We start from the raw sequence: 26,299 nt of genomic DNA, 5'->3' as shown, positions 1-26,299 counted from the left end.
TATTATAACATAAAAAAGAGCGTTTCCGCTCCCTTTATCACTCCGGCAATTCTACCTTCAAGCTCATATCAGTGGGTTGTAACACTTTCTGAACAGCTGCGAGAAAGGCCAATCCATTATCAGATGGAGAATACTGGAATCTGATATGGATGACTTTTTTATCAAACTTATCACCGTATCGTGCCACATACTGCTTGCTTTCGAGGAAGTAGATATAGTTATTGAGTTTTTCTTGAAGTTTCAAGAGATGCTCCTCTTCGGTATCTGGAAGCCAAAGATTACCATCAATTAATAAAAGTTCCAAGTCTGTATCACTCGTTCCGATTGCATCAATTTCTGAAACCTCTAACTTAATAGGGATACTTTTAATCCTACATCTAAACTTTACAACCTCATATAATTCTTCAATAGCATCCTTTTCTCTTTCAAAACTAGCTTTTTCATATAACTGTTGACGTTCAGTCACCTCATACACTATAAATCTATTTGCACTTAAATCCTGATAATACCCTATCGCAAACTGCTCTAAAACTTTTTTATTTAAGTACACAGTATAATATCTAAGTTTATTGCTATTAAATTTTAAAAAGTCTAATAATTCCTGTTTTGTCATCAAAATTCCTCCATCATTGCTCTTATCAAGAATGTCTTTTCCTACAATTCTACCTTCTTAGGTGGATTGTAGTATTTTTCTTTGAATTCCTTAAGGATTTTCTCTACCTTTTCCACCTCATAATACTTGAAAGAAGGAATTGATTTAATATTTCCAATTAATCGAGCATAATATCCACTAGTTTTTAACTCGTTAGGAAGTTTTTCTATTGTATCAAGTATAAGAGGAACTAATTTTCTTGTATCAATTTCAAAAGGAAGGGGTTTATATTCCGCCAGAATGAAATCTTGAAGCAATAAATATTCCGTAACTTGCCATATTTTCTTTTCATCAATACTTAAAGAGAACTCTTTTAATATCTCAAATGTCCTTTTCTCTATATCTTTATCACCTTCTACATATAGAGGGAATAAACAATATTCCATCAACACCTGAATATCAGTGTATTCTGTTATCATTGAGTTGCGTTGTTGAAAACGATACCTAATATCGTCTCCAAGAAATGCTTCTGCTTCTTTCCCTTCCTTCATTATTTCACGATAGTCTTTTACAAAATTTTGATAATTTTCTTTATTTTTCAATTTATATGTCTTCATTTAGTTACTCCATTGGTTAATTCTAAAAATTCCTTAATACTTGCCCATAAATATCAACGTTTCTGACTATTTCTGTACAGGCTCCTTCGTAATTGTCAGGAAGTACAAATTCTGCCCCTTCAATATGGTAGTCATTTTTGGAAACTCCGGTAGTTGGTTTTCCTAAGAAAAAGGAGGCATGGATCACGATTCCCGTATGGCGCGGATGCAGATAAGCATTCCCATCAAACATACATAGGTCAGGTTTAATTTTCAACAGTTTAACTGCTGCTAAAATCAGAGGCAATTCCCTAAAGGCAAGAAAACCTGAAAGATAGGGAACTCTACTTTCATCATGAAAACTGACCTCTTCAACAACTTGGAGATTTTCCCGATCAACAACCTCAAGGCAAGCAAGACCGTATTCTTTGTCATTCTCTTCAATAGGTATTAATCCACCCCTGCGACATAACAAATCTCCTAGTCCTCAAAATGATTAGATAGATCTATCTGATTTTTGAATTGATTCTGTGCTACTTCAAATTCATGTCTAAAGTCGATAAATCAACACCCCACTTTTTTGCTCTCTTGAAATCATCTTCGGTAGGCTCTGTGTTTTCTTCAATAATTTTACCAGTCTCATCATATTTTTTATAGAGAATTTCTCCTCTTGCAATACAATAAGAAACCGACTCAATATCACCATTTTCAAAATATTCTTTTTGAATTCCTTCGGCCGCACCTCTGTCTTGATTATTAATACTTTTAATTTTTCCATTAGAATAAAAGTAGACAGCTAGACCATGCCTATATCCATTATCTATACGCCCATAAAAATCTAATTGACCATCTGGATATAAATCATAGGCTAAACCAGTATAAGGAACCTCTTCTCCTGATTCATTTTCAAAGACAATTTGTTCATAGTATTCTCCGCCCCAGTCTAGTTCATCTTCAAAACAAACACCGTCGCGGAGAACTTCTTCTTTTGTTAAAATTTTATCTTCTGTCATTTTCCAACCTCTGAAATCATATTGAAACCATCCAGCATATCTGGGAGTCCTTTAATCTTACAAAGCAATTTCTCTGTTTTTGCACTTTTAAACATTTCACTGATATTTTTTGAATTCTGCTTTGATCATTTTAATAATCCTCTTATTTTCACCTGAAACATTTACCTCATAAGTAATTAAATGATATCAAAAATAACTTATTCCTCTTCTGTTAGAAGATGGTCTAGATTTCTTGGTTTAGGATTTAAACGTTTCAATACTAATTCATAAAAAAAATTATTATTTAACCTATCAGGTAAACTTAAAGTAAAGTTATTCAAAATTAATAAGGGAATAAATTCTGAACCAATTGTATTATAACCTGTCAAATACTCTAACCCATAATTTAAATTTTTCGGGTTTTCAGTACCAACTGTCCAGTAGGCTCCTTTGGCTTGCAAGCGAAAAACCTCTCCAAGATAAACCCAGCTATTAAAGAAATCATCAATATTTTCAGGATCATTTTTGACATCATTCTCTCGAACGAATTGCGCCAAATCCTTCAAGCTTTCTAAACTCATATCTAGATGATAACCTTGCTTACTAGCTTTTTGCCTTATCTCATCCAAGCAAGGTTTCATCAATATAAAACATAAACTCCTCAATTACTCCAGCATTCAGCTTGCGATTTTTTCAAAAAACTATTCTACTTTAGCTGACAAATTCTCTTACTCTAGATCATAAAGGCTCAGACGAGATACAAATGACACTCAATGAACAATTTCTTCGATTGTTGTTTCTCTATCTCTCACCAAATCATAAAATCCTACATGAACGCCTTCCTCATATAACCAGCATAAGTCGGTACCGTATGGGGCTTCAAAAATTTCCAGCATAACAGGAGCAATTTTTACAATGCTATTTGCTCCTAAAATTGTGAAATTTTTTGAATTAGCTAGGTAAGCTTCATCATCTTCGTTTGATAACAGTGTCCAGCCATTTAATTGTGGAATAGCAGATTCCTCGCGATAAGAATAGCGAATAGCTTTTCCATCAAGAATATTGTTTGAAACGACAAAACCACCAAAATCATTGTTATTAATTCCTACCATCTTCATACTCCTTTATAATATCAAGCAGGCTACTTCTCCATGAATATTCTTCCGCATAGTCTAGACACGATTTTCCAGATTTATTTTTTAACTTATAATCCGAACCGGCCTCTAGTAAAAGCTTATATAGAGGTTCTAACTCTTCCGTTGCTAATTTTAATAACGTTACTGAGTAAGTCATCGGAATAGAACCAAATTTGTCAACTGCATTTACATCAATTCCAGCCTCAATGAGTAATTTCACCATCTCATATGCATATGCTATTTTGGGCCTCCTATTAGCTTGGAAGAAATAATGAAGAGCATTTCTGTTTTCCTTTTTTGACAAAAAATTGACCTCTACCTTCTCAGACAGCAGATATTTAATAATTTTCAATTTCTCTTCCGGCAAATCATCGTTAAGCATTGCCGTGCATAACAAATTAAGGTTTGTATATTTATCAATTTGTATTATGTCGCCATTGTAACTTTCTATAAACTCATTATATGTCCCATCTTGAACAATATCGAAAATATCCATCTTATCTCCTATTCAAACTTATGGCTTCTATTAGCAGAAGGTATTTCTATTCTAAAATTATCTGGATTAAATTGGAAATCCTTCAATTCTTGTAAAATGATTTCACTGCCTTTATACTTTCAAACATTTCACTGATATTTTTTGAATTCTGTGTTATTCATTTAAAGTCAGTATACTTTCTTAATTTATAGAACCATCGTCTAGACTTAAAGCTACTCTTGTTTCCATTAAGATTTTCCCCAGCATATTTTTACCAGATCCATCTCCCCCGTCAGCCCAATAATGATCATTTTTTGTATGCTCAAGTAATTCTGCATCAGATGTCGCAATTAGTTTCTCTAGAATCTCTGGATTTTGACGAAATTTCTCACGAACAGCATAACGCATAATATCATCCTTGACATCTTCCCAGTTCTTTCGTAACGGATTCTGGCGATTGCGTCCCTCCAAAGCAGCATCCATAGGTGATTCCAGCAAACGAATTTTTTCCTGAATTTCTGGAACCAAGAATTTCTGAGCCTGGAAATAATGTTCCGATGTAGGCCAGATTTTATTTCCATCCGAAAAAGGATAAGGAGCAAAATTAGACATATAACCGTAGGCATCGTTTACCTTATAGAATTTAATTTCCTTCATTCTCTCTCCAATCCGAAATCAGCTAGTGATTTATCCTTCTCCTCCAGAAGTTTCTCCGCATAATCAGGTTCGATCTCTAAAAACAGTTTCAAAGTATCATGAATTCGCCAATAATTTTCTTCTGGCTTATCCATAATGGACGATAAAAAGTGCTTTAGGTAAGGGATATATTCAGAAAATCCATTATTTTCAACTAGATAGTAAAAATATGAAAGATCATAATAACCTTTTTCCGCCTGTTCTATAATTTTGCAGACATAAGGGAATATATCTTGCCTTGCTTTATCACCATTGCCAATATCTGATTGACTAGCCCAATAGCTAGTAAGAGCATCTAGTATAATTCTATTTGTATCATCATAACTATATAGCCGATGAGGATTGTAGTCTTCCAATTTTCCCTCAACAAACATCTGAGTCAACACATCAAAACCTTCTTTCAGCCCCCAAATAGTTAAAAGCCTAGAAGCTTTATAGCGCAAAAAATCATCATCGCTAGATAATAAAGAGATGAGTTTGTTAATCGTTTCTTCTGGAATATCTTCCAAGTCTACTTCTTCGAGTAGATCTGTATAATCCACATCGTTTGGAACTGTGTAAAATAAATCATCAAGTTCTTCTCTAGTCATTTTTTCTCCTTATTCAAAAGTAAACTATTCGGGTGGAAGACTTCCCTTAACCTTAATTAAAACCTCGTTATCGCGTTCAACATAAAAAAGATCCCGTTTAGTGTTCGTTAGACGTTCAGAATTCTGTTTAGAAGGATTTTTATTATATCTCAATTGTGCTTGGTCAACTCGTTTTTGCAAATGATCAACTATTTCCTGATGCGTTATCACTTCTATATCTTTAAGTTTTTCTGTTTCAATATCATATTAAATTTACTTTGGTCCAATCCTTCTCCCATTATACCACAAAAAGAGAGCGTTTCCGCTCCCTTTCTTACTCTGGTAATTCTACCTTTAAGCTCATATCAGTCGGTTGCAATACTTTCTGAACAGCTGCAAGAAAGGCTAGACCGTTGTCTGATGGGGAATACTGGAAGGTGATATGGATGACTTTCTTATCAAACTTATCACCATATCGCTCCACATACTGCTTGCTTTCGAGGAAGTGAATGTAATTATTCATTTTTTCTTGCAGAATTTCCAAATGGACTGCTTCTATCTCTTCCTGCCACTCGAGAGGGTCTACTAGAAGAAGTTCCAAATGATTCTCAACTGTACCAATTGCATCAAGTTCAGTTGGCTTTAGCTCTGAGGAAATTGCTTTTTGTAACAGTTCTTCAAATTCTTTTTCGGAAAAATAGTGTCTCTTTCTATCTGTATCAATAAGAAGAAATTCTGGATTATCTCTTAAAAATTGTATGTTAGCATCTTCTTGACTAATTTTTGATTTCCAAAATCCGAAATTAGCATAATTCATCAACTCTTTGCCAGTATGTTCTCCCGACATATAACTATCTGCAGCTTCTTTGGGGATTTCTTGAACAATCTCTGGCATTGTGATATTAAAAGTTGGATAACGCAAGAAATACTTATCACCATCTTGACAAATTTCCAACATATCTTTTTGACTAGTATAAATCAACTTCATTTTTAATAGCTATTAACTCCTTGTGTTTTTTTAAATATTTTTTTCCATACCATTCTTCTACTGTTTTCCCTTCCCACTCACGATACTCTTCAGGATATTTCCATTTGTAGTAGCCTTCTAAAAAGAAAGGAAACTCCATAAATACAATCATGTCGACTATACCAATATTTAATAGAATCCAAAATATAAAGAGACCAAAACCAGTTATGGAAGATGAAAAATTAATAGAAAAAGCTTTGAAAATATAATTAACAATCACAGCTAAGCCCAATATACCTGATCCATAAATAGCAATACCTTTAGCAATTTTATCTTGTAAGGTAGGTGACTTAACTTCTCCATACATTCGTTTTTTCAAACTTCTAAGCTCTGTTCTTAACATTACATACGTCAACAATACTTGAAGCCCCAACAGTATTAAGATCCCCCATGATAATATAGGTAAAGAGATAGTTATTGCCAGCAAATTAAATTCAAACACAAACCATATCATAAAAGTTATAATATGAAATCGATAACGATAAGGGAGAATAAACGTCCGTTTAAAGAATTTACCCATTAATACCAATAACAACCAAATTAACAAGCAAATTAAATAAAGCTCAACTGTTAGCAAAGGATACTGAGAAACTGGTGACCTTAAATCTTTAGAATCAGAATTTTGTAATGATAGGGTAACAGCAAGGAGCATGAAATTTGCACCTATCGGAAACAACAGACTAAGAATAAAAGTTTTAATACCAAACCAAAAAGAGGGTTTCCCTTTCTTAAAGGCTTTCCCAAGTTTATTATAATAATCTTGTTTCTGATACTGCAAAAAACCATCATCATCCAAATTTAAACTCTCTTCAAAACTTGCTTTAAAAATTGATTTCTTCATCTAATTTTCTCCCTAATTTTATTAAAATTGATAACAACGAGCCTACTGCAATTCTCTTCTATCTGGATATTTCTTGACATAGGAAACAGAAAAGCAACTACCCATGATTCCTGCTGGTATAATAGCTGTAAGTATTACAGACACGATTATACCAAGAATTTTTCCAAACGAAGGGCTTCCCTCAAGAAATAACCATCCAGATATCACAACTATAAATATTATATGATGTCATCCTCTTTACCATAAAGGCCAGTGCCCTGTTTCAGCATAAATCATGACTTCGTATGCTCCCCTAGAAGATTCAAATGCTCTATCCATCAGTTCTTTAGTAATAAGATAGCGAACTTCTGGCCCCATGGCTCCGCCAATTTCTTTAAAGAAGCTAATTTCGTAATAGCCGTCTGTCTCATATACAATAAGTCCATTACCTCTATGTACAATCGTATCCGCTTGATTATAGTCTTCTAACTCATTTGCCTTAGGCCAACGATGATGTTCACAATAAAACATTACTTCTAAAGCATCTTTTTCTGATTTTGAAACACGTTCTGCTAATTTTTGGCTAATGGGAAAGTTAAGCACTTCTTTCCCTCTACTCCACAGGACCTCATAATCACTATTGTTTTTTAATACCGTACAATTTTGGTATTGTAGCATTTCTGTTGTCATATAAATCAACTTTCTTTACTTTTTTGATTCTTCTTTATCATAGGCAAAAAGATCTAGTTGGTGCGCGCATTTCTTATCAAGCTCTCCAGGACCTTCTTTCGCTTGTGTAAATTATTGGCTAGGCACTAATAGAGAATAAACAAAAGCATAGAGTGGAAAAATAATGGCAAAAAACTAGGATATAACAGGAAGACGACTAAAGATACTAACAAACTAATAAAGCTACCACGAATTACGGAAGAAACAACAGCTCCACTTTTCTTTACTACCTCTAGGAATTCTAAGTACTCCAAATCTGTAAATAGAGCCGGATACAAATCCAAATCTTTTTTTAAATAGATATCCAGCAATTTCCCAAAAAGTAAGGAAAGACAAGAGAATAAAATCAAATAAAGATACTTGTGAGCAGGTATACTAAAGATTGTCAATCCATTCAGAAATCTGATAAAAGGAAGAACGAGCAATACCAGAGACAAAATAACGTACTGTTGACTCTTAGAAGTTCTTTCTGGAATTGAAAAATACAATTTCTTTGTCTTTAAGTCATAGTAAACCAATTTGTTCTTAAACTCTCCTAGATGAACTAGGCCTTTATAATGTTTTCTCTTTTCTATCATTTTCTTTATTCAGTTTAACCAGTGTTTTGTTTCTAGTTTACTGCCCCCTGCAGGAATATAAATTATGATTAGTAAGCCTATTCTAATAGGATTTAGGATAAACTTGATCAATATTTGGTCAAATTTTTGTCTAAATTATTTTTGGATTAACCTTCATATTTTTATAAGAAATGAAATTTGACAAGACTTTTTATCGTTCTTTATGCCTCACTTTTTTTCAAATATTCTTAAATCTACTTGAACTGACTTGTCTATCGATTTCATTTGTACAGAAATCCGATAAATACCCCCACTAGAAGACTTAATTCTTACTCGACAGTTGGTATCTTCTGGCATATCATATTTATTTTTTAAAATTTTAAAGAGTTCAGAATTATTTTCTGGTTGGTAGCTGACTTCACTAAGGTCTGTTTCTGCACTTTTAAATGTTTCTTTCACATCTAAAGAAGCGAAATAAGCTCTTTTAAGTACTAGATTTAGAATTTCTTCATCAAATAAGGGATCTATCTTGGATTCGTAATACAAAGTCCCATTAGAGTAAGTAACAGGAACTTTTTCTGTGTTCCCACCAGCTGTTATTTTGTACACACCTTTAATGTCAACTGCAGTAGTATATAAGTTAATTTCATAATTCTTTACATCGTTTCCAACTGTTATATAAACACTACTTTGATAGGCTTCTATCCCTGTAAAATCCTTCTTATCTTGCTCCATAAATTTAAACATAGGCTCAAACGTTTTTTCAAATTCGTACTGTTCCTTTGTCCTATTTTTGGGAATGGTTTCACTACCAAAACTACATCCATTAAGTGCAAAGAGTGTCAAAAGCATTAGCATTACACTGATAAACCAAAATAAGTATTTATGATTTTTCATATTCTCTCCCAGTTAACATTTATATTGTATTTTCAATAGCTTTACCTTTCAATCCATCGATTACTCTTTTCGATTCCGTTCATAAAAACCTCATTCTTTTGAAAAAATAACGCTACTTATTTGTACAATCTTCTGATTCGATTCTAGTTGTATAGTAGCTCTATATATAGTTGAGCTGGAATGATTTATTACTACTATACATGTCGTTTCTTCTGGTAAATCATATTTACTTTTCAGATGTTTATAGAGGTCAGAGTTTTGTTCTGGCTGGTATACAATCTCACGAAGTTCTGTCTCTGCGCTCTTAAAAGTTTCTTTTACACCCAATGAAGTAAAATAATCTCTTTTAACAACTAAATTGAAAATTTCCTCATCAAATAAAGGATTTATCTCAGACTCATAATTTAACTTGCCATTAGAATATGTAACAGGAACAGTTTCTTTATTCTCCCCATGTGTTATTGTGTAATCACCTTTAATGTCAGCTTGATTAATATCTAAGTCCACTTCGTATTTTCTGACTCCATCTTCAGTTTTTATATAGACTCTACTAATGTATATCTTTAGTCCCGTAAAGTCCTTCTTGTCTTGTTCTAAAAATTTAAACATGGGTTCAAACGTTTTTTCGAATTCGTACTGTTTCTTTGTTCTGTTTTTTGGAATGGTTTCACCACCCAAACTACATCCATTTAGTGCAAAAAGTGTCAAAAACATTAACATTACACTAACAACCCAAAATAAGCGTTTATGATTTTTCATCTCTTTCTCCTAAACATTCTATGCCTATTATAACATAAAAAAGAGAGCGGTTTCGTTCTCCCTATATGTTCATGGTCTCTTATGAGTTAAAAAATAAAAAAACACTGAAACTTCAGTGATCTTTATGTTTCTTTACGCTTCTTAAACGCACCTCGCGGATAAAACCACCTTGTCTTCTAATAACTGGTAAAACCCCTTAAGATATCTGCAACATCTTTTCCAACGAACCAAGGTTAATCGTTGATTGTCATCGTACGGACTTCCTGTCCGTGAAAGTTGAATATTTCGTTCATAGCATTCCTTTCTAAATTTGGTATAATAAAATAAAAACGATTGGAGAAATTTTATGGATTCTAGTAAACTATTCTGCTTGTTTTGCGGTTATTCTGTTCCAAATCACCACGATACTTTTCGAGAAGATGAGCACTACTTTTTGATTCGTCGTTCACATTTTAACTACGAAGAAAATTTGAATGACAAAATAACAATACAAACAATGAAATGTCCAAACTGTCATAAAGTTTCAATCGACATCGTTGGCGTAGGAAGTCAATTCCCAAATCGCATTATGCACTTCAATCCAATTTCTCTCGCTAAAGCCTATCCAGATTACATCCCGCAAACGATCAGAAGTGATTATGAAGAAGCTCACGCTATCTTAAATCTCAGTCCCAAAGCCTCCGCAACCCTCTCTAGACGTTGTTTACAAGGAATGATTAGGGATTTTTGGGGAATTTCGAAAGCAAGATTAGTAGATGAGATAGACGCTTTAAAAGATCTTGTAGATCCAAGCACTAAAAAGGTACTTGATGCCCTACGAAAACTTGGAAACATTGGAGCTCATCCAGAAAAAGATATAAATCTTATAGTGGATATTGAACCCAATGAGGCCCACATGTTGCTGAAATTTATAGAATTACTTATGCAAAAATGGTATATTGAACGCCATGACAACGAACAATTACTACAAGATATTTTAGATTTGGACAAAGATAAACAAAATCAACGTAAATCTAAAAATTCTTGATAATGAAAACAAGGATCTAACTCAAATATTAGATCGCCGTCCATATTGTAATACTGCTCGACAATTCGAATTTTATCCGCTTCAGTTCCTTCGCCTCTCAAAATTGAAAGGTGGATAACTTTTTCAACCCTCAATTCATCAGGTATACCACGTCTATCGTGGTATTTTTCTTTTTGCTCTGGCATCTTTCCTCTCTTCTCTATTTCTCTCTCCTTTTTGCTATAATAAAAGCAGAAAGGAGGTGAATTTCATGTCGCCAATTACTAATGAAAACGTTCAAATCTGGACACTCTATATCACAGTGATTATTGCTATAATCGGTTTTATATTAAATACCATTTCACTCTGGCAAACAAAGAAAGCTACAGAAGATATGGCAAAGCCTTATATTAATGTTTATGTAGATGCCTATGCAGTTAAAAATCAACAACGTGCCTATGTTTTTAAAAACTTTGGCCAAACTCCAGCATATATCGATAATATTCAGATAGATGGAGAATTGGATTCATTGAATTCTATACACCGCTTCGGCTCACTCATCGGAAATATGATTGCTCCAGGACAAAAATTTACATCATCAATACAAGAAGGTTATAAAGGTCGAATCACACTGACAATTACCTACTCTGATAGAAGGAAAAACAAATATACAGATAAGTTTGTACTTGATGCTACCGTGGCATCTGCAATGCTCTACACAGTAAACGAGAGCAATAATAGCGACTCTCCTGCAACAGCTATCAGACAATCGACCATGGCTTTATTACGCGATCTAAGATAGCCTCATCTCCGAATGATTTTTACAGTTCAAACATCACGTAAGAATTCAATTTTTTATCTGAACAGTTTCATCGTCAAGTGTGTTGGCGATGATTTTTTTTCATCGATTGCTTCGTTCAAGTCTTTGCAAATTAGTGAATAAGAGACTTTAACATTTGCATTTGCAATTTTTCCTACCCTCCTATTGCTTTTAAGCCATTGCCAATTGCATCCTTAGCTGCATCTGTTACAGATTGATTATTTAATCCCTTAATTTTAAAGTCATTCATAGCCCATCCAATAGCTGCACCTACTCCTTCAACACCCCTACTTTTATATCTGTATAGAATTTCTCATCAATTGATGTGGTAAAAAAGAAGGGAGGGGTCAACTCTTTATAGTCTCGAAAATGAATATAGCCAGCTAAGAAGTCGATTCCTTCTCGTACTAACTCATCATCTGGTTCCAAAATTCTAGTTGAAACAGTATTTAAAACTTGAAACAAACTGTGATACAAAAAGTCTTTCGGCAAAGCATCTTCAATATACTCTTCTTCTACTGGGATAAACAGTTCCATCAACACATCTTGATTTTCTTCTAACTTGGAATTAATCGTATAAAAGAAAGGTCCTCGAAGCGTATATCCTGCTTTTCTTACTTCTTCTAAAAAAGCGTTATAAGTGTCCGGCATCTCTTCTGGAGATACTGTGTAATACCTTGAGATAACATTTCTATATTGTATATCTTGGTATTCTCCCACGTTTTTAAATAGCATCTGAAATCTCCTTAACTGGGATATTCATTTCAACAAAGTGCTGTCCAAATATTGGCAATATCGCTAGAAAAACGGTATCTCCTTGCATTTCCAACCCCTCACCTTGAATATATTGCTTCATTTCTTCAATCTTTGGAAGAAGATGTTCATCAAATGGAGTTACATCAGAAACACACTGCTTAATTGTAAAATGTTCTAAATATTGGAATTCATCATTTCCTTCAATTGGAATGTTTGTCGGAATATAGACCTTAAACAAGGCTTCTCCTGGCTTTCCAAAAGTGCTCAAACATGTTTCAATCGTTGTCGGACCATTTTTATAAACCCATGTTTCAAATAATCATTTTTTCAAATACTTTGTAATATAGGTTGGGAAATATTCTAGATGTCCTTGCAAGAGTCTACCAATTTCAAAATAAACTCCCAATAAGTTCTTAGTATTCAAAACAATTTCTTTTTCTGAATTTGTAACAGAAATCACTCTGTTATCTCTTTTTGAAATAAAATCATTCCCATCAAATACTACTTCTTCATATAGAGCTCTCATATCTAAAATCATCTCAATAGCAGACTCACCGTCTCCTTCCAAAATAGCAGATAATTGTGAATGGTTACCGCCATTGCACACAATCAACCCCAGCGGAAAATAGTAATAATTTTGAAGATTATGCAACCATTTTTTATCTTCAGTACTTAGAACATTATCTTGGTTAATATCAATAATATTCTGCAAAATCCTTAAAGAGTTCCAAGGTCTTAACAAAATAGGATGGTCTGTAAATTTATAAACAATTTTATCTTCATCAATTCTATGTTCATAACTACTATAACAATTATGTTCAGAGTATCCAAAATAATAACGTTCAACCTCCACTTTGATTTCATACATTAAATTTGAAAAAATAGCAGAAGCATATGGCAATTCACTGTAACAATCAGCTTCAAGACACTCTTTAGCAACTTTAAAATTATACTCTAGAGAAAGTAACTTTAGATACTTCTCAATAGCTATCCATTTTTTATTTTCAATGAGTTCTTTAACATTAGATAAATGCTTTTCTAAAGCCTTTCTATTTCTTTCCTTAATTTCTTCTTTTTCTGCTTCTTTCAATTCTTCAAGGAACTCTTTCCTAATTTCTTCCTTTGCTGTTTCTTTCAATTCTTCAAGAAACTCTTTCCTAATTTTCTTATCATGTTTTTTATAAATTAAATCATAAATAATACTCATTTTATTTCTCCTCTGTAAATAAAGTTATTCGTGCTTTTCTTTTTCCAACCTGTAAAAACGCGTGCATATTCAAGCCAATAGAAGGGAAGACAGACTATGCTCGCTACAACAAGGGAAGTAACAACATATACCGCCGGCAACGTAAATAAACGTGCTATAATCATTACAATTGCTGAAATCAATAGGCAAACAACAGAAGGAAGAAATAAAAGATTCTTCCTATACTCACCATGTGGTAATTTCTTAGCTTTAGGGACAATTAACAACTGGTAAACAAAGGATAGTAGTTGAAACATAATGCTTAGGACAATCAACACCATGAAGACAGACCAGTAGTTCTTCCCCAAAAATAAAGAACTCCAGAAAAGAAACTCAACATGAGAAATTAAAATAGAACTAGCTGGAATCAATTGCAATAATCTTGATTTGGAAAACTTTTGAAATAGCAAGAATATGAACACGAGTACCAGTATATGAGGAATAGTAATGTAAAGAATAATCATACTCACATCATGCATCACACCTTCTATAAAAATAGATACTATAAATATCAGCAAAGCAAAAATCACTTCCATTGCAGTTGATTTAAAAAAGTCAGAGTTCTTTATAGGACTAGTATCCACAACTGCCATATTCAAAAATTTATAATATCTTTCTTTCATTTCTTTCTCATAAACATTCTACGCCTATTATACCACACCATAGATATCTTATGAATGGTTCAAAATTTGGTCAAAGAAAAAACACTGGTTATCCAGTGTTCTTTATGTTTCTTTACGCTTCTTAAATGCCCCCTGCAGGAATCGAACCTGCAACTACTCCTTAGGAGGGAGTTGTTATATCCATTGAACTAAGGGAGCTAGAGAAAAACCCTGCTGGGTGAGCAGAGTTTTTAGTCGAATTAACGACGGATTTCTTTGATACGAGCTGCTTTACCTTGAAGAGCACGCAAGTAGTACAATTTCGCACGACGTACTTTACCGTAACGAACAACTTCGATCTTTTCAACACGTGGAGTGTGGATTGGGAAGATACGCTCAACACCTACACCGTTAGAGATTTTACGAACTGTGTAGTTTTCTGAGATGCCAGCACCTTTACGTGCGATAACAACACCTTCAAAAATCTGGATACGTTCACGGTTACCTTCGACAACTTTCGCGTGTACACGAACAGTGTCACCAGGACGGAATGATGGGATATCTGTACGAAGTTGACCTTCAGTCAAGCTTTGGATTAATGGATTCATTTTATTCTCCTATCTTTGTCAATCTTGAGGAACCTTCCTCAGCGGATAAACTGTATTTTTGTGCGTCCATTACACACAAGATACAGTTTACCAAATTTCCATCTAAAAGTAAAGAAATTTATAGCAGAATTCCTAAAAAAATCGCTAGAAAACCGCCTATGTAAGTTAAGAGAAAATAGCTATAAAATACCTTCTTGTCACTGATTAGTCTTTGCAGTTCGTCATTCAAGGTTGAAAAGGTCGTTAACCCTCCACAAAAACCTGTCGCTAGGATAGCATAGATTTCCTTGGACTCCACATGATTGTAGAGTAAGCCAATTAAAAAACATCCTATAAGATTGGCTATGAGAGTTCCTAGTGGCAATTTAGAAGCTTGATTATAGCGGGAAAAGAAATAACGCACCAGTGCTCCGAACCCGCAGGCGATTGCAAGATAAACGATTACCATTTCTTCCTCCCTAGAACATAAGCCAAGAATAGACCTCCACCAATACTCAAAAGTAAGTAAATGCCTAAACTAAGATAACGCCCGGTATCAAGCAGTTTTACTGCATCAAGCATTAGGCTAGAAAAGGTTGTCAGGCCACCACAAAATCCTGTCCCCAGCGCCAAAACCAAGCCTTTACTGCTTCCCTTATAGACCAGATAGCCTTTCACCAGATAGACCAGGCAGATAATGCCCAGATAATTGATGAGGAGGGTTCCCCAAGGAAAATCAGGACTGGCTGGTAACCAAGTGGAAACTAAATAGCGGACAAGTCCTCCCACCATTGCAGCTAGAAAAATCCCTAGCGGATAAAATTGTTCTTTTTTCATTTGATGTTTTGATCCTGATAATCACGCGAACGTTTGAGAATGTCTGAAAAAGTCGCAACAATAGTCTCCTGATAACGCTTATCCTCTACACGATTTTTGACCTTTTCAAAAATAACTTCTTCTCTCTTAGAATCTAAGATTGGCTTACCTGATGCTTTCTTATAATCGACAACCCCCTCAACTAGGTGCATCCGTTCTTCTAGGAGCTTGACGATCTGGTCGTCGATTTGATCAATTTTTTGGCGAATAATATCTAAGTTCATACAGTCTCCTCCTTTATTTGAATTATTGTATCAAAAAGCCTCTAAATAGGCTAGTAAAATCCCAAAAAAACTAATAAAAAAATGCACTGACTTCTTCCAGTCAGCGCAGTTTGATTCTTATCCTACTTTTGCAGCCAATTCTTCTGCGAATTGTTCCAAACGTTCGATGTCTTCTTCTTCGGCAGAGAGGTCCACTTTAACACACTCTGAACCTTTTTCAGCTCCTGTCGCTACAAATACACGATCAAAGTCATCAACAGCCTTACAGAATTCGTCGTAGAAGGTATCTCCTGAACCGACCACTCCGTAGATTTTGCCATTCAAGTTGAGATCAGCTAGGTCTTCGTAGAAGTCCATCATCTCATCTGGCAATTCTCCATCTCCGTAAGTGTAAGTCGCAACGATTGCGATATCCGCTTCCAAGAAGTCTGAAGCGTCAACAGTCGTACATTCATCAACATCGACATCCAAGCCCAAGTCACGCAATTTATCTGCTACAATATCTGCAATTTCTTCGGTATTACCGGTCATACTGGCAAATACAATTTTTGCTAATGCCATATCGTCCTCCTCAATTTATCTTTCTCCATTATATCATATCTTTTTCATTTTAAAAATAAAAATTCTTGTGCTACAATGAAATGAGAAAGAATTGAGGTTACTTATGGAAATTTGCCAGCAAATTTTAGAGAAAATCAAAGAATACGATACCATTATCATTCATCGTCATATGAAACCAGATCCAGATGCCTTAGGGAGTCAGGTAGGTTTAAAAGCTCTTCTCACACACCATTTTCCAGAAAAGACCATCAAAGCAGTCGGTTATAACGAACCAACTCTAACATGGATGGCGGAAATGGATACTGTCCAAGACAATGACTACCAAGGAGCTCTTGCTATTATTTGTGATACAGCGAATCGCCCTCGTATCGATGATAAACGCTACGAACAAGCTAATTTCACCATCAAAATCGATCACCATCCAAATGATGACATCTATGGTGACCTATCTTGGGTGGATACAAGTTCAAGCAGCGCCAGTGAGATGATTGCATTATTTGCTCAAGAAAATCAGCTAACTTTGTCTAGTGAAGCGGCACGACTTCTCTATGCAGGAATTGTCGGGGACACAGGGCGTTTTCTCTACCCTTCAACTAGTGCCCGTACCTTTAGAATAGCTGGCCAGCTCCGAGAAATTGATTTTGACTTTGCTGGACTGTCTCGTCAAATGGATACCATGAGCTTCAAGATTGCAAAATTGCAAGGGTATGTTTATGATCACTTAGAAGTTGATGAGAATGGGGCTGCACGCGTTCTGCTTACTCAAGACATCTTGGAAAAATATAAGGTTACGGATGCTGAAACAGCAGCGATTGTTGGGGCACCTGGTCGAATTGATACTGTTAAGGCTTGGGCTATCTTTGTTGAGCAAGCTGATGGCCACTTCCGTGTTCGAATGCGCAGCAAAATCACCCCTATCAATGAAATTGCCAAAGAACACGACGGAGGAGGACATCCATTAGCTAGTGGCGCCAATTCCTATAGTCTAGAAGAAAACGAACAAATATATAAAGAACTGAAAGAGGCTCTACAGATTCACCAAGGCTAAGAAAGAATTTTCTTGGCCTTTTATATGCTAGATTCTTAAAATATACGGTTTCTTTGTACCGCAGTTTATGGTATAATAAATCAAACTGAATAAAAGGAGACATAATAATGGAAAAAAATCGTTTGTTTATCCTCATTTCTGCTGGAGTAGCAATCCTTGGTTCACTCTTGCCATGGGCTAGTTTAAATGCAGGTTCTTTTGGGTCCTATAGTGTGAATGGTTACCAAGGTGATGGGTGGTTTGTCATTATCGCGGCTATTGTATCTATTGTTCTTGCGTGCTTGAATAATATGAATAAAGCAATGCCTAAAGGGTTCTCAATTGGTGTCATTGTTGCGGGTGCAATTGCAACTCTCGTCACACTAAATAGTCTCTTTAATGTAAATAAATACATGTCTAACTTTGGTGGATATGGCATTTCAATCGGCTTTGGTTTGATTTTAGCTATTCTTGCTAGCATTGCACTAGTTGTAACTGGTCTCTTGGCAATGTCAGGTGGTAAAATTACCAAAGAATCATTTACTGAATTAGCTGAGTCTGGTAAAGATTTTGCTCAAACTGTCGGACGTGTAACAAGCTCTACCGTTAAAACTGCAGTCGAAGAAATCAAAAAAGAATCTCAAGAACGTAAAAAAGAAGAAACTACAGCTGAAAAAACAGAGACAGCTAAAGAGGAAACCGAGCAAAAAGAGGAAGCTAAGGAACCAGCTAATGTAGAAGCTGAATCAACAGCAGAAAACGCAGAACCAGTAAAAGAAGAAACTACAGAATCTGAAACAAAAACAGAAGCTGAGCCAGTAAACGAACCAACAGAAACAGAGGCTGAAGCTGAAACTGTAACAGAATCAACAGAAACAGAACCTACTGAAACTGAAAAAGAGGCTAAATCAGCAGCAGAAAACACAGAACCAGTTAAAGAAACAGAAGTAAAAAATCAACAAGAAGAAAAAACTCCAAATCAAGAGAACTAATCATTCTTCTACCCTCACTCCAGTAAACACTGGAGTGATTTTTTATCAAGATTTTTAATAAAATCAGGGAAAAGACTTGCCAAACTTACCAGAATCTGATAGACTAGTAAGGTAACAATCTATGGCTCGCAAAGAGACCATGGCAGAAAGGAAATATTGCAAAATGAAAAAAGATATCCATCCAGAATATCGCCCAGTTGTCTTCATGGACACAACTACTGGTTACCAATTCCTTAGCGGTTCAACAAAACGCTCTAACGAAACTGTTGAGTTCGAAGGCGAAACTTACCCATTGATCCGTGTGGAAATTTCATCAGACTCACACCCATTCTACACTGGACGTCAAAAGTTCACTCAAGCAGATGGACGCGTGGATCGTTTCAACAAAAAATACGGTCTCAAATAAGAATAAAAAGAACAGCTTCGACTGTTCTTTTTTTTGTACTTCTTTTTATGAACCAATCACTACTACTTTCTATTTGTCAACCTTCACGCTGACACTATAATTGATGTCAAACGAGGTTAAAAAATATCGAAAAGAAGCTTGATATTGAGAATGGTCAAGATGATTGAAACTGCGTAACCTAGGATGGTGTTCCACTTAGCATTGGTAAATTCTCCCATCAGTGACTTCTTAGAGGTCAGATAGATTAAGGGGAAGATTGAAAACGGAAGAGCGATTGACAGAAAGACCTGTGAATAGACCAATAACTGATCCAAGGTTTTTTCTTGATGCCCAAACAAGACGGCAACAATAATCACAGGGAGCAAGGCAAAAATCCGGGTACCGATACGGATAATCCACTGAGGCAATTTCAGATGTAAGAAGCCTTCCATGACAATCTGTCCTGTTAAGGTACCTGTAATGGTCGAATTCTGGCCACTTGCTAAGAGGGCTAGGGCAAATAAAGTTGATAGAGTTGAACTAGCTATCGCTCCTGCTATTCTCGAATCCTGTAAAGCATTGTACATTTGAGAAAAAGCTGAAATTTCAGATGCATGACCAAAAAAGAGAGATGCCCCTAAAATGAGAAGTAAGGAATTGACAATAAAGGCTAGGGACAACTGAAGATTTGAATCCCAGGTCATAAAACGCACGGCTTTTCGAACATTCTTCTTATCTTTGTGATTGATTTTCCTTGTTTGGGATAGGGAAGAATGAAGATAGAGATTATGGGGCATGACTGTCGCTCCCACAATTCCTAAAGCCAAGGTCAATTGGCTTTCATGACCTGGCAATTGTGTTTCAAATAATGTTGGAGTCGGCAAATAACCACCAAAAATACCCTGAATACTTGGATTGGATAAAGCCACCAGATAGGTAAAGATGGCTAATATGGTTAAAATAAGGGTCGTAACAATGGCTTCAATTTTTTTGAAGCCAAATTTCATCAATAAAAGTAACAAAAATACATCTAAAACGGTTAAGAGAATAGCGACCATAATCGGTATTTTAAATAAAAGATTTAAGGCAATCGCTGAGCCTAGAACCTCAGCTAAGTCGGTCGCCATTAAAGCTAATTCTAAAATCACCCATAAACTATAACGAAGCCATTTGGGAGCATGATGTGCTGTTGCCTGTGCTAGGTCCATCTTAGTTACGATACCGAGCTTTCCAGCCATCTGTTGTAACTGCATGGCGATGATGGAGGAAATCAAAATAACAAATAAGAGACTATATTTGTAGGAAGCACCACCAACCACACTAGTAATCCAGTTTCCAGGATCCATATAACCAACTGCTACAAGGGCTCCAGGTCCTAAAAAAGCTTTTAGATTTTGCCAAAAATGATTGTTATTCGGAGTTTCAATAGATTGGTTGATCTCAGAAAGAGAGACTTTTTTGTAAGAAGACATCGGAATTTTACACTTTCTAATCTGTCTTTACCTATTTTCTTAATGGAGTTTTTGAAAATATAATGAAAATAGTTTTCCATTTCCAATTATTCCTTATTATATCACAATTTAGAATGATTCTTAAGGAAAGAATGATGGTTGAAATAGACAATATCTGTATTGCAAAAGCCAGCGTTTTCTGACGCTGGCTTTAAAACAGTGAAAATTCTTTCTCAACTAGATCGCTTCTGTGACAAAACTACGACTTTCTAGCACCTTGAGCATGGCATTTGCTGTGTCTAGGGCTGTGAAGAGGGGCACACCGTGTTCGATAGCTGAACGTCTGATTTGCTCTCCGTCCTCATCGGCTGTCCGTTTGGTACCAACAGTGTTGATGATAGCTTGAATTTTTCCTTTGCGGACGTAGCTTGGGATATCGTGTTCATCATCACCAATCTTACCAACGAGTTGGGCTTGCAATCCATGACTTGCAAAGAACTCCGCTGTTCCTGCAGTTGCAAGAATTCCGTAACCAATATTTTGGAAACGACGAGCCAAATCCAAAGCTTCTTCTTTTGCATCATCAGCAATGGTAAAGACAACATTCCCAAAGGTTGGCAAGTGGAGATATGAAGCTTCAAAAGCTTTATAGAGAGCTTTTTCAAGAGTCGTATCTGATCCCATAACTTCTCCTGTTGACTTCATTTCAGGACCAAGAAGGCTGTCTACCTTAGCTAGTTTGGTAAAGGAGAAGACTGGTGCCTTGATATGAACTCGTGTGCTTTCAGGGTAAAGTCCATCTTGGTAACCAAGTTCTTCGAGACTTTGACCAAGAATCAACTTAGTCGCTACCTGTGCCATAGGGATATTGGTTACTTTTGAAAGGAATGGTACGGTACGGCTAGCACGCGGATTTACTTCAATAACGAAGACTTTCTCATCCTTGATAACAAACTGGATGTTCATCATCCCAAGACAGTTGAGGCCGATTGCAAGACGCTTAGTGTAATCAGCAATCGTTTCTTGCACCTTTTGAGACAAGGTTTGTGGAGGGTAAACAGCCATGGAGTCACCTGAGTGGACACCAGCACGTTCGATATGTTCCATGATACCTGGAATGAGAACATTTTGTCCGTCTGAGATGGCATCAACTTCACATTCTTGTCCAACGATATAAGAGTCAACAAGAACTGGATGGTCTGGACTTGCCTTAACTGCAGTACGCATGTAAGAACGAAGATCATCTTCATTTTCAACGATTTCCATAGCGCGTCCACCCAAAACATATGAAGGGCGAACGAGAACTGGGAAACCAATTTTACGTGCAGCAAGTACTGCTTCTTCTTCATTGGTTGCTGTTTGTCCAGGAGGTTGTGGAATATCCAAGTCTTTGAGGGCTTGCTCAAAAAGGTCACGGTCCTCTGCACGGTCAAGGTCAGCAACCTGCGTACCAAGAATAGTCACACCTGCTTTTGCTAATGGCTCAGCAAGGTTGATAGCTGTTTGACCACCAAACTGAACGATAACACCTTTTGGTTGCTCTAAATCGATAACATTCATAACATCTTCGAATGTCAATGGTTCAAAGTAGAGTTTATCAGATACAGAGAAGTCTGTTGAAACTGTCTCTGGGTTTGAGTTCATGATGATAGCTTCATATCCAGCGGCTTGAATAGCCTTAACAGAGTGAACTGTTGCGTAGTCAAACTCCACACCTTGACCGATACGGATTGGACCTGAACCTAGGACAAGGACAGATTCCTTATCAGACTTGATAGATTCATTTTCCCAACCATAGGTTGAATAGAAGTACGGAGTTTCTGATTCAAACTCTGCTGCACAAGTATCCACCATCTTGTAAACTGGGACAATCTTGTTTTCCAAACGTAGTTGGCGCACTTGGTCAGCTGTAGTATTCCAGAGTTCAGCAATCTTACGATCTGAGAAACCATTGAGTTTTGCTGTTTTTAAGACGTCTACATCTTGTGGATGTGAACCTAATTCTTGCTCAATTTCAAAGATATGCAAGAGTTTATCAAGATAGAAGATATCAATCTTAGTCAAATCTGCAATCTCTTCTGGTGTATAACCACGACGAATAGCTTCTGAAACATAGAAGAGACGGTCATCTTGAGCTTTGACAACTTTTTCAATCAAGGCATCATCTGAGACTTCTGCAAGTTCAGGCATTTCATTGTGGTGAACTCCAATTTCAAGCGAGCGACAAGCCTTAAGAAGTGATTCCTCGATGTTACGACCGATGGCCATGACTTCTCCAGTTGCCTTCATCTGGGTACCGAGACGACGTTCACCCTTTTCAAATTTATCAAATGGGAAACGTGGAATCTTGGCAACCACATAGTCAAGCGCTGGTTCAAACATAGCATAAGTTGAACCTGTAACTGGGTTAATGACCTCATCCAAAGTCAATCCTACAGCAATCTTAGCAGCCAATTTAGCGATTGGATAACCAGTCGCCTTAGAAGCAAGGGCTGATGAACGAGATACACGAGGGTTTACTTCGATGACATAATACTTAAAGCTATGAGGATCAAGGGCCAACTGAACGTTACATCCACCTTCAATCTTGAGAGCGCGGATAATGCTCAAGCTGGCGTCACGAAGCATTTGGTTTTCATAGTCTGACATGGTTTGTGCTGGTGCAAATACGATGGAGTCTCCTGTGTGAATCCCAACTGGGTCAAAGTTTTCCATATTACACACAACAAGGGCATTGTCAGCTGAGTCACGCATGACTTCGTACTCGATTTCCTTGAAACCGGCAATAGAACGTTCAATCAAACATTGGGTAACAGGTGACAACTTCAAACCATTTTCAGCAATTTCACGTAGTTCTTCCTCGTTAGCACACATACCACCACCAGTACCACCAAGTGTGAAGGCAGGACGGACGATAACTGGGTAACCGATTGATGCCGCAAAGGAAACAGCTTCTTCCACTGTGTTGACAATTTCAGATTCTGGAATTGGTTGCTCAAGTTCTTCCATCAATTGTTTAAAGAGGTCACGGTCCTCCGCTTGGTCGATGGCAGATAGTTTAGTACCCAGAAGTTCAACACCAAGTTCATCTAAAATACCATTTTTAGACAATTCCATGGCCATATTGAGCCCTGTCTGACCTCCAAGAGTTGGAAGCAAAGCATCCGGACGTTCCTTACGGAGAATACGTGTCACAAACTCGAGTGTGATCGGTTCGATGTAGACCTTGTCCGCAATCTCCTTGTCCGTCATGATGGTGGCAGGGTTTGAGTTCACCAAGACAACTTCATAACCTTCCTCTTTCAAAGACAAGCAGGCCTGGGTCCCCGCATAGTCAAACTCAGCAGCCTGACCAATAATAATCGGGCCAGAACCAATCACCATAATTTTTTGAATATCAGTACGTTTAGGCATTTATAAGATATTAAGGGCGTCAAGCGGACAAAGCTAAAATAGGAGTTATGACGAAGAACTATCAGTTCTAGGAATAACTATCTTTTTAGCACCGTCCGTAGCCCGTATTCAGTTCAGCAAATACGGACCACCCTTCTCCTTTCTATTCGGCAACTCTCAGGTTGCCATTAAATAAATTCTCCGACGATTTTTTAGAGAAACGATATTTTTCGATAAAAAATCTAGTGCAGGGAGTTTTTAGTTCGCCTGATAGCGACTAAAAGAAACGACCTGCCTTTCTATTCGTCGCCTCACAGAGCGACATTAAATAAGATACAAAGGACGAATAGAAAGCGATTGAATTTTAGGAAACCAAGGAAGGATTGACAATCCAAGTTGGTTTCTCTAAATTCCGAGCTTTCCGTCCGTGTTCAGTTAAATAAATTCTCCGACGAGCTTTTACTCGTTCTTAGTTTGCTTGTTTAAAAGCTTCCATCATCTCGATAAATTCGTCAAAGAGGTAGCTAGCGTCGTGTGGACCGGGAGCTGCATCTGGGTGGAATTGTACAGAAAAACCTGGTTGGTATCTGTGGCGAACTCCTTCAACTGATTTGTCATTGATTTCTTCGTGGGTGATGATCAAATGCTCTGGCAAGTCCTCACGGCTGACTGCATAACCATGGTTTTGGCTGGTAAAGTCTACACGTCCTGTTGCAATCTCACGTACCGCGTGGTTAAATCCACGGTGACCAAATTTCATCTTGTAGGTCTTAGCCCCGTTTGCCATAGCAAAGAGTTGGTGCCCCATACAAATTCCGAAGATTGGGATTTTTCCTTGCACACCACGAATCATGTCCAGTGCTTCTGGAACATCTTCTGGGTTACCTGGACCATTTGATAACATAACTCCATCAGGATTGAGGTGGAGAATTTCTTCTGCCGTTGTTGAATACGGAACAACCGTAACGTTACAGTTGCGCTTAGAAAGTTCACGTAGAATTGAGTGCTTGAGCCCAAAGTCTACTAAGACCACGCTCAAACCAACTCCTGGAGCTGGATAGGAAGTTTTAGTAGAAACTTGTTTGATATTGTCTGTCGGCAAGACTGTTGCTTGGAGCTGGTCCGTCACATGGTCCATACTGTCCCCAACGTGAGTCAAGGTTGCACGCATGGTACCATGCTTACGGATAATCTTGGTAAGTGCACGCGTATCAATCCCTGAAATACCTGGAATTTTCTTAGCTTTCAAAAATTCATCCAAGGTCATTTGGTTGCGCCAGTTGCTAGCTCGACGCGCTTCTTCGAAAACGACAACTCCCTTACAAGTTGGAATGATGGATTCGTAATCATCACGATTAATGCCATAATTTCCTACCAAAGGATAAGTGAAGGTCAAGATTTGTCCATTATAAGACTGATCTGTAATGGATTCTTGGTAACCAGTCATCCCTGTGTTAAAGACGATTTCGCCTGTTACATCAATGTCTGCTCCGAAGGCCTTGCCTTCAAAAACTGTGCCATCTTCTAATACTAGAAGTCTTTTTGTCATATTTTCACCTCTCGTGGACGCTCACTGGCGTCTTTTAACGTCTTGTGTTTTAGTTGGCGTTTCTACTCGCCAATACGGATTCTAAGATTGCCATTCTAACAAAGACACCGTTGGTCATTTGTTGAACAATGCGTGATTTTGGTGCTTCAACCAAGTGGTCAGCAATTTCCACATCTCGATTAACTGGAGCCGGATGCATAATGATTGCTGTTTCTTTTAAGCGATTATAGCGTTCTTGGTTCAAACCGTGTTGAGCATGGTAGTCTTCTTTTGAAAAAACTGCTCCACTATCATGGCGTTCATGTTGAACGCGGAGTAACATCAAAACATCCACCTGATCAACAATCTCATCAATGGTTACAAACTGTCCATAGTCCGCAAACTCTTGACTTCTCCATTCCTCAGGTCCTGCAAAGAACAGTTCAGCTCCCAAGCGTTTCAAAATCTGCATATTGGATTTGGCAACGCGTGAGTGGTCCAAGTCGCCTGCAATAGCAACCTTGAGACCCTCAAAGTGGCCAAATTCCTCATAAATAGTCATCAAATCAAGCAAGCTCTGGCTAGGATGTTGTCCCGAACCATCCCCACCATTGATAATGGAAGTTGTAATCGACGGACTTGCAATCAACTCTCTATAATAGTCGACCTCTGGGTGGCGAATCACACAGACATCCACTCCTAAAGCAGATAGGGTCAAGATGGTATCATACAATGTCTCACCCTTATTGACCGAACTAGTCTTCACATCAAAGTCAAGTCGTTCCAGCCCCAGCTTAATCTCTGCCACTTCAAAAGACTTATGTGTCCGTGTAGAATCTTCAAAGAAGAGATTCGATACGATAGGTTTGTTCTCGTAGGGGAGTTGAGCTCCGTTTTTAAACTCGATTCCTCGTTTGATCAATTTCATCACTTGATCAACTGTAAGGTCTTCCATGGAAACCACATGGTTCAATGCTTGTTGATTTTCTGACATGGCTAC

At 36.9% G+C, this 26,299-nt stretch carries 34 protein-coding genes and 1 tRNA gene; 5 read left to right on the top strand and 30 right to left on the bottom strand.

Features of this window, described 5'->3' with window-relative positions:
• Nucleotides 1-37: 37 nt before the first annotated feature.
• The 15 genes from MK385_RS05985 to MK385_RS05915 all read right to left on the bottom strand — a co-directional run bounded on the left by MK385_RS05985 (nt 38) and on the right by MK385_RS05915 (nt 9,845).
• The gene (locus tag MK385_RS05985) at nt 38-613 is read right to left on the bottom strand and encodes a DUF6572 domain-containing protein (RefSeq protein ID WP_268725549.1); all 576 of its coding nucleotides are present in this window, start codon (nt 611-613) and stop codon (nt 38-40) included.
• 41 nt (nt 614-654) lie between these two features.
• Entirely contained in the window at nt 655-1,209 is a 555-nt protein-coding gene (gene ifs / locus MK385_RS05980; RefSeq protein WP_198464778.1) for an NAD glycohydrolase toxin immunity factor, read from the bottom strand.
• A gap of 22 nt (nt 1,210-1,231) precedes the next feature.
• A complete protein-coding gene (locus tag MK385_RS05975; RefSeq protein WP_070683246.1) occupies nt 1,232-1,663 on the bottom strand; it encodes an endonuclease V in 432 nt (143 codons plus the stop codon).
• Nucleotides 1,664-1,721: 58 nt separating this feature from the next.
• Entirely contained in the window at nt 1,722-2,201 is a 480-nt protein-coding gene (locus MK385_RS05970; protein WP_268725548.1) for a toxin-antitoxin system YwqK family antitoxin, read from the bottom strand.
• Nucleotides 2,202-2,398: 197 nt separating this feature from the next.
• Nucleotides 2,399-2,824 (bottom strand): hypothetical protein, encoded by a 426-nt coding sequence (locus MK385_RS05965; RefSeq protein WP_257371834.1) that lies wholly within the window; start codon nt 2,822-2,824, stop codon nt 2,399-2,401.
• A gap of 126 nt (nt 2,825-2,950) precedes the next feature.
• Entirely contained in the window at nt 2,951-3,292 is a 342-nt protein-coding gene (locus MK385_RS05960) for a DUF2185 domain-containing protein (protein WP_070683251.1), read from the bottom strand.
• Nucleotides 3,279-3,812, bottom strand: coding sequence for an ankyrin repeat domain-containing protein (locus MK385_RS05955; RefSeq protein ID WP_268725547.1), 534 nt, complete (start codon nt 3,810-3,812; stop codon nt 3,279-3,281). The genes MK385_RS05960 and MK385_RS05955 overlap by 14 nt, the downstream gene beginning before the upstream one ends.
• Nucleotides 3,813-3,820: 8 nt before the next feature.
• Nucleotides 3,821-3,898, bottom strand: a complete 78-nt coding sequence (locus tag MK385_RS05950; protein ID WP_260806612.1) for an HNH/ENDO VII family nuclease — start codon at nt 3,896-3,898, stop codon at nt 3,821-3,823.
• 94 nt (nt 3,899-3,992) lie between these two features.
• Nucleotides 3,993-4,448: an NADAR family protein gene (locus MK385_RS05945; protein WP_070683256.1), complete on the bottom strand. Its 456-nt coding sequence runs from the start codon at nt 4,446-4,448 to the stop codon at nt 3,993-3,995.
• Nucleotides 4,445-5,077 (bottom strand): hypothetical protein, encoded by a 633-nt coding sequence (locus MK385_RS05940; RefSeq protein WP_070683258.1) that lies wholly within the window; start codon nt 5,075-5,077, stop codon nt 4,445-4,447. The genes MK385_RS05945 and MK385_RS05940 overlap by 4 nt, the downstream gene beginning before the upstream one ends.
• 313 nt (nt 5,078-5,390) lie before the next feature.
• The gene (locus MK385_RS05935; protein WP_268725546.1) at nt 5,391-6,044 is read right to left on the bottom strand and encodes a DUF6572 domain-containing protein; all 654 of its coding nucleotides are present in this window, start codon (nt 6,042-6,044) and stop codon (nt 5,391-5,393) included.
• Nucleotides 6,025-6,924, bottom strand: a complete 900-nt coding sequence (locus MK385_RS05930) for a hypothetical protein (protein WP_268725545.1) — start codon at nt 6,922-6,924, stop codon at nt 6,025-6,027. Before MK385_RS05930 ends, MK385_RS05935 begins: the two co-directional genes overlap by 20 nt.
• 237 nt (nt 6,925-7,161) lie before the next feature.
• Nucleotides 7,162-7,593 (bottom strand): hypothetical protein, encoded by a 432-nt coding sequence (locus MK385_RS05925; RefSeq protein WP_268725544.1) that lies wholly within the window; start codon nt 7,591-7,593, stop codon nt 7,162-7,164.
• 824 nt (nt 7,594-8,417) lie between these two features.
• Nucleotides 8,418-9,086: a hypothetical protein gene (locus MK385_RS05920; protein ID WP_268725543.1), complete on the bottom strand. Its 669-nt coding sequence runs from the start codon at nt 9,084-9,086 to the stop codon at nt 8,418-8,420.
• A 90-nt stretch (nt 9,087-9,176) separates the two neighbouring features.
• Complete coding sequence (locus tag MK385_RS05915) at nt 9,177-9,845, bottom strand: hypothetical protein (protein WP_268725542.1); 669 nt, start codon at nt 9,843-9,845, stop codon at nt 9,177-9,179.
• 346 nt (nt 9,846-10,191) lie between these two features.
• Here MK385_RS05915 and MK385_RS05910 point away from each other — a divergent pair, with 346 nt between their 5' ends.
• Complete coding sequence (locus MK385_RS05910) at nt 10,192-10,872, top strand: DUF4145 domain-containing protein (RefSeq protein ID WP_268725541.1); 681 nt, start codon at nt 10,192-10,194, stop codon at nt 10,870-10,872.
• Here the strand turns inward: MK385_RS05910 and MK385_RS05905 are convergent.
• On the bottom strand, nt 10,848-11,057 hold the full coding sequence (locus tag MK385_RS05905; RefSeq protein WP_268725540.1) for a hypothetical protein: 210 nt from the start codon (nt 11,055-11,057) through the stop codon (nt 10,848-10,850). The genes MK385_RS05910 and MK385_RS05905 overlap by 25 nt on opposite strands.
• A 65-nt stretch (nt 11,058-11,122) precedes the next feature.
• Between MK385_RS05905 and MK385_RS05900 the strand changes: the two genes are divergently transcribed.
• On the top strand, nt 11,123-11,653 hold the full coding sequence (locus MK385_RS05900; RefSeq protein ID WP_268725539.1) for a hypothetical protein: 531 nt from the start codon (nt 11,123-11,125) through the stop codon (nt 11,651-11,653).
• Between the two features lie 288 nt (nt 11,654-11,941).
• Here the strand turns inward: MK385_RS05900 and MK385_RS05895 are convergent, their stop codons facing one another.
• The 10 genes from MK385_RS05895 to MK385_RS05850 form a co-directional block, all read right to left on the bottom strand.
• A complete protein-coding gene (locus tag MK385_RS05895; protein WP_268725538.1) occupies nt 11,942-12,406 on the bottom strand; it encodes a DUF5085 family protein in 465 nt (154 codons plus the stop codon).
• Complete coding sequence (locus MK385_RS05890; protein ID WP_268725537.1) at nt 12,396-12,665, bottom strand: hypothetical protein; 270 nt, start codon at nt 12,663-12,665, stop codon at nt 12,396-12,398. Before MK385_RS05890 ends, MK385_RS05895 begins: the two co-directional genes overlap by 11 nt.
• An 81-nt stretch (nt 12,666-12,746) precedes the next feature.
• The gene (locus tag MK385_RS05885) at nt 12,747-13,634 is read right to left on the bottom strand and encodes a DUF6710 family protein (RefSeq protein WP_268725536.1); all 888 of its coding nucleotides are present in this window, start codon (nt 13,632-13,634) and stop codon (nt 12,747-12,749) included.
• Nucleotides 13,631-14,296, bottom strand: coding sequence for a lantibiotic ABC transporter permease (locus tag MK385_RS05880; RefSeq protein WP_268725535.1), 666 nt, complete (start codon nt 14,294-14,296; stop codon nt 13,631-13,633). Before MK385_RS05880 ends, MK385_RS05885 begins: the two co-directional genes overlap by 4 nt.
• Before the next feature lie 126 nt (nt 14,297-14,422).
• Nucleotides 14,423-14,494, bottom strand: a tRNA-Arg gene (locus MK385_RS05875).
• 41 nt (nt 14,495-14,535) lie between these two features.
• Entirely contained in the window at nt 14,536-14,883 is a 348-nt protein-coding gene (gene rplS / locus MK385_RS05870) for a 50S ribosomal protein L19 (RefSeq protein ID WP_001068669.1), read from the bottom strand.
• 118 nt (nt 14,884-15,001) lie between these two features.
• Entirely contained in the window at nt 15,002-15,331 is a 330-nt protein-coding gene (crcB, locus tag MK385_RS05865) for a fluoride efflux transporter CrcB (RefSeq protein WP_268725534.1), read from the bottom strand.
• Complete coding sequence (gene crcB, locus MK385_RS05860) at nt 15,325-15,699, bottom strand: fluoride efflux transporter CrcB (protein WP_268725533.1); 375 nt, start codon at nt 15,697-15,699, stop codon at nt 15,325-15,327. The genes crcB (MK385_RS05865) and crcB (MK385_RS05860) overlap by 7 nt, the downstream gene beginning before the upstream one ends.
• Complete coding sequence (locus tag MK385_RS05855; RefSeq protein WP_268725532.1) at nt 15,696-15,962, bottom strand: chorismate mutase; 267 nt, start codon at nt 15,960-15,962, stop codon at nt 15,696-15,698. The genes crcB (MK385_RS05860) and MK385_RS05855 overlap by 4 nt, the downstream gene beginning before the upstream one ends.
• Nucleotides 15,963-16,079: 117 nt before the next feature.
• Nucleotides 16,080-16,523 carry a flavodoxin gene (locus MK385_RS05850; protein ID WP_001162125.1) on the bottom strand — a complete coding sequence of 148 codons (444 nt, stop codon included), beginning with the start codon at nt 16,521-16,523 and terminating at the stop codon, nt 16,080-16,082.
• Between the two features lie 103 nt (nt 16,524-16,626).
• Here MK385_RS05850 and MK385_RS05845 point away from each other — a divergent pair, with 103 nt between their 5' ends.
• The 3 genes from MK385_RS05845 to MK385_RS05835 all read left to right on the top strand — a co-directional run bounded on the left by MK385_RS05845 (nt 16,627) and on the right by MK385_RS05835 (nt 18,948).
• Entirely contained in the window at nt 16,627-17,571 is a 945-nt protein-coding gene (locus MK385_RS05845; RefSeq protein ID WP_268725531.1) for a DHH family phosphoesterase, read from the top strand.
• Nucleotides 17,572-17,678: 107 nt separating this feature from the next.
• On the top strand, nt 17,679-18,542 hold the full coding sequence (locus tag MK385_RS05840) for a lantibiotic ABC transporter permease (RefSeq protein WP_268725530.1): 864 nt from the start codon (nt 17,679-17,681) through the stop codon (nt 18,540-18,542).
• A 163-nt stretch (nt 18,543-18,705) separates the two neighbouring features.
• Nucleotides 18,706-18,948, top strand: coding sequence for a type B 50S ribosomal protein L31 (locus MK385_RS05835; protein ID WP_000710764.1), 243 nt, complete (start codon nt 18,706-18,708; stop codon nt 18,946-18,948).
• Nucleotides 18,949-19,064: 116 nt separating this feature from the next.
• Here the strand turns inward: MK385_RS05835 and MK385_RS05830 are convergent, their stop codons facing one another.
• From MK385_RS05830 to MK385_RS05815, 4 genes are all read right to left on the bottom strand, one after another.
• Nucleotides 19,065-20,399, bottom strand: coding sequence for an Nramp family divalent metal transporter (locus MK385_RS05830; RefSeq protein WP_268725529.1), 1,335 nt, complete (start codon nt 20,397-20,399; stop codon nt 19,065-19,067).
• 216 nt (nt 20,400-20,615) lie between these two features.
• The gene (gene carB / locus MK385_RS05825; protein ID WP_268725528.1) at nt 20,616-23,792 is read right to left on the bottom strand and encodes a carbamoyl-phosphate synthase large subunit; all 3,177 of its coding nucleotides are present in this window, start codon (nt 23,790-23,792) and stop codon (nt 20,616-20,618) included.
• A gap of 448 nt (nt 23,793-24,240) precedes the next feature.
• The gene (locus MK385_RS05820) at nt 24,241-25,320 is read right to left on the bottom strand and encodes a carbamoyl phosphate synthase small subunit (protein ID WP_000166847.1); all 1,080 of its coding nucleotides are present in this window, start codon (nt 25,318-25,320) and stop codon (nt 24,241-24,243) included.
• Nucleotides 25,321-25,369: 49 nt separating this feature from the next.
• Nucleotides 25,370-26,293, bottom strand: coding sequence for an aspartate carbamoyltransferase catalytic subunit (locus MK385_RS05815; RefSeq protein ID WP_001293853.1), 924 nt, complete (start codon nt 26,291-26,293; stop codon nt 25,370-25,372).
• Between the last annotated feature and the right edge of the window lie 6 nt (nt 26,294-26,299).

Origin of the sequence: Streptococcus oralis (assembly GCF_026782125.1) — a bacterium.
GTDB classification, from domain to species: Bacteria; Bacillota; Bacilli; order Lactobacillales; family Streptococcaceae; genus Streptococcus; species Streptococcus oralis_CE.
Note: the sequence above shows the minus strand (reverse complement) of the source record. Positions and strands in the feature narration are given on the sequence as shown.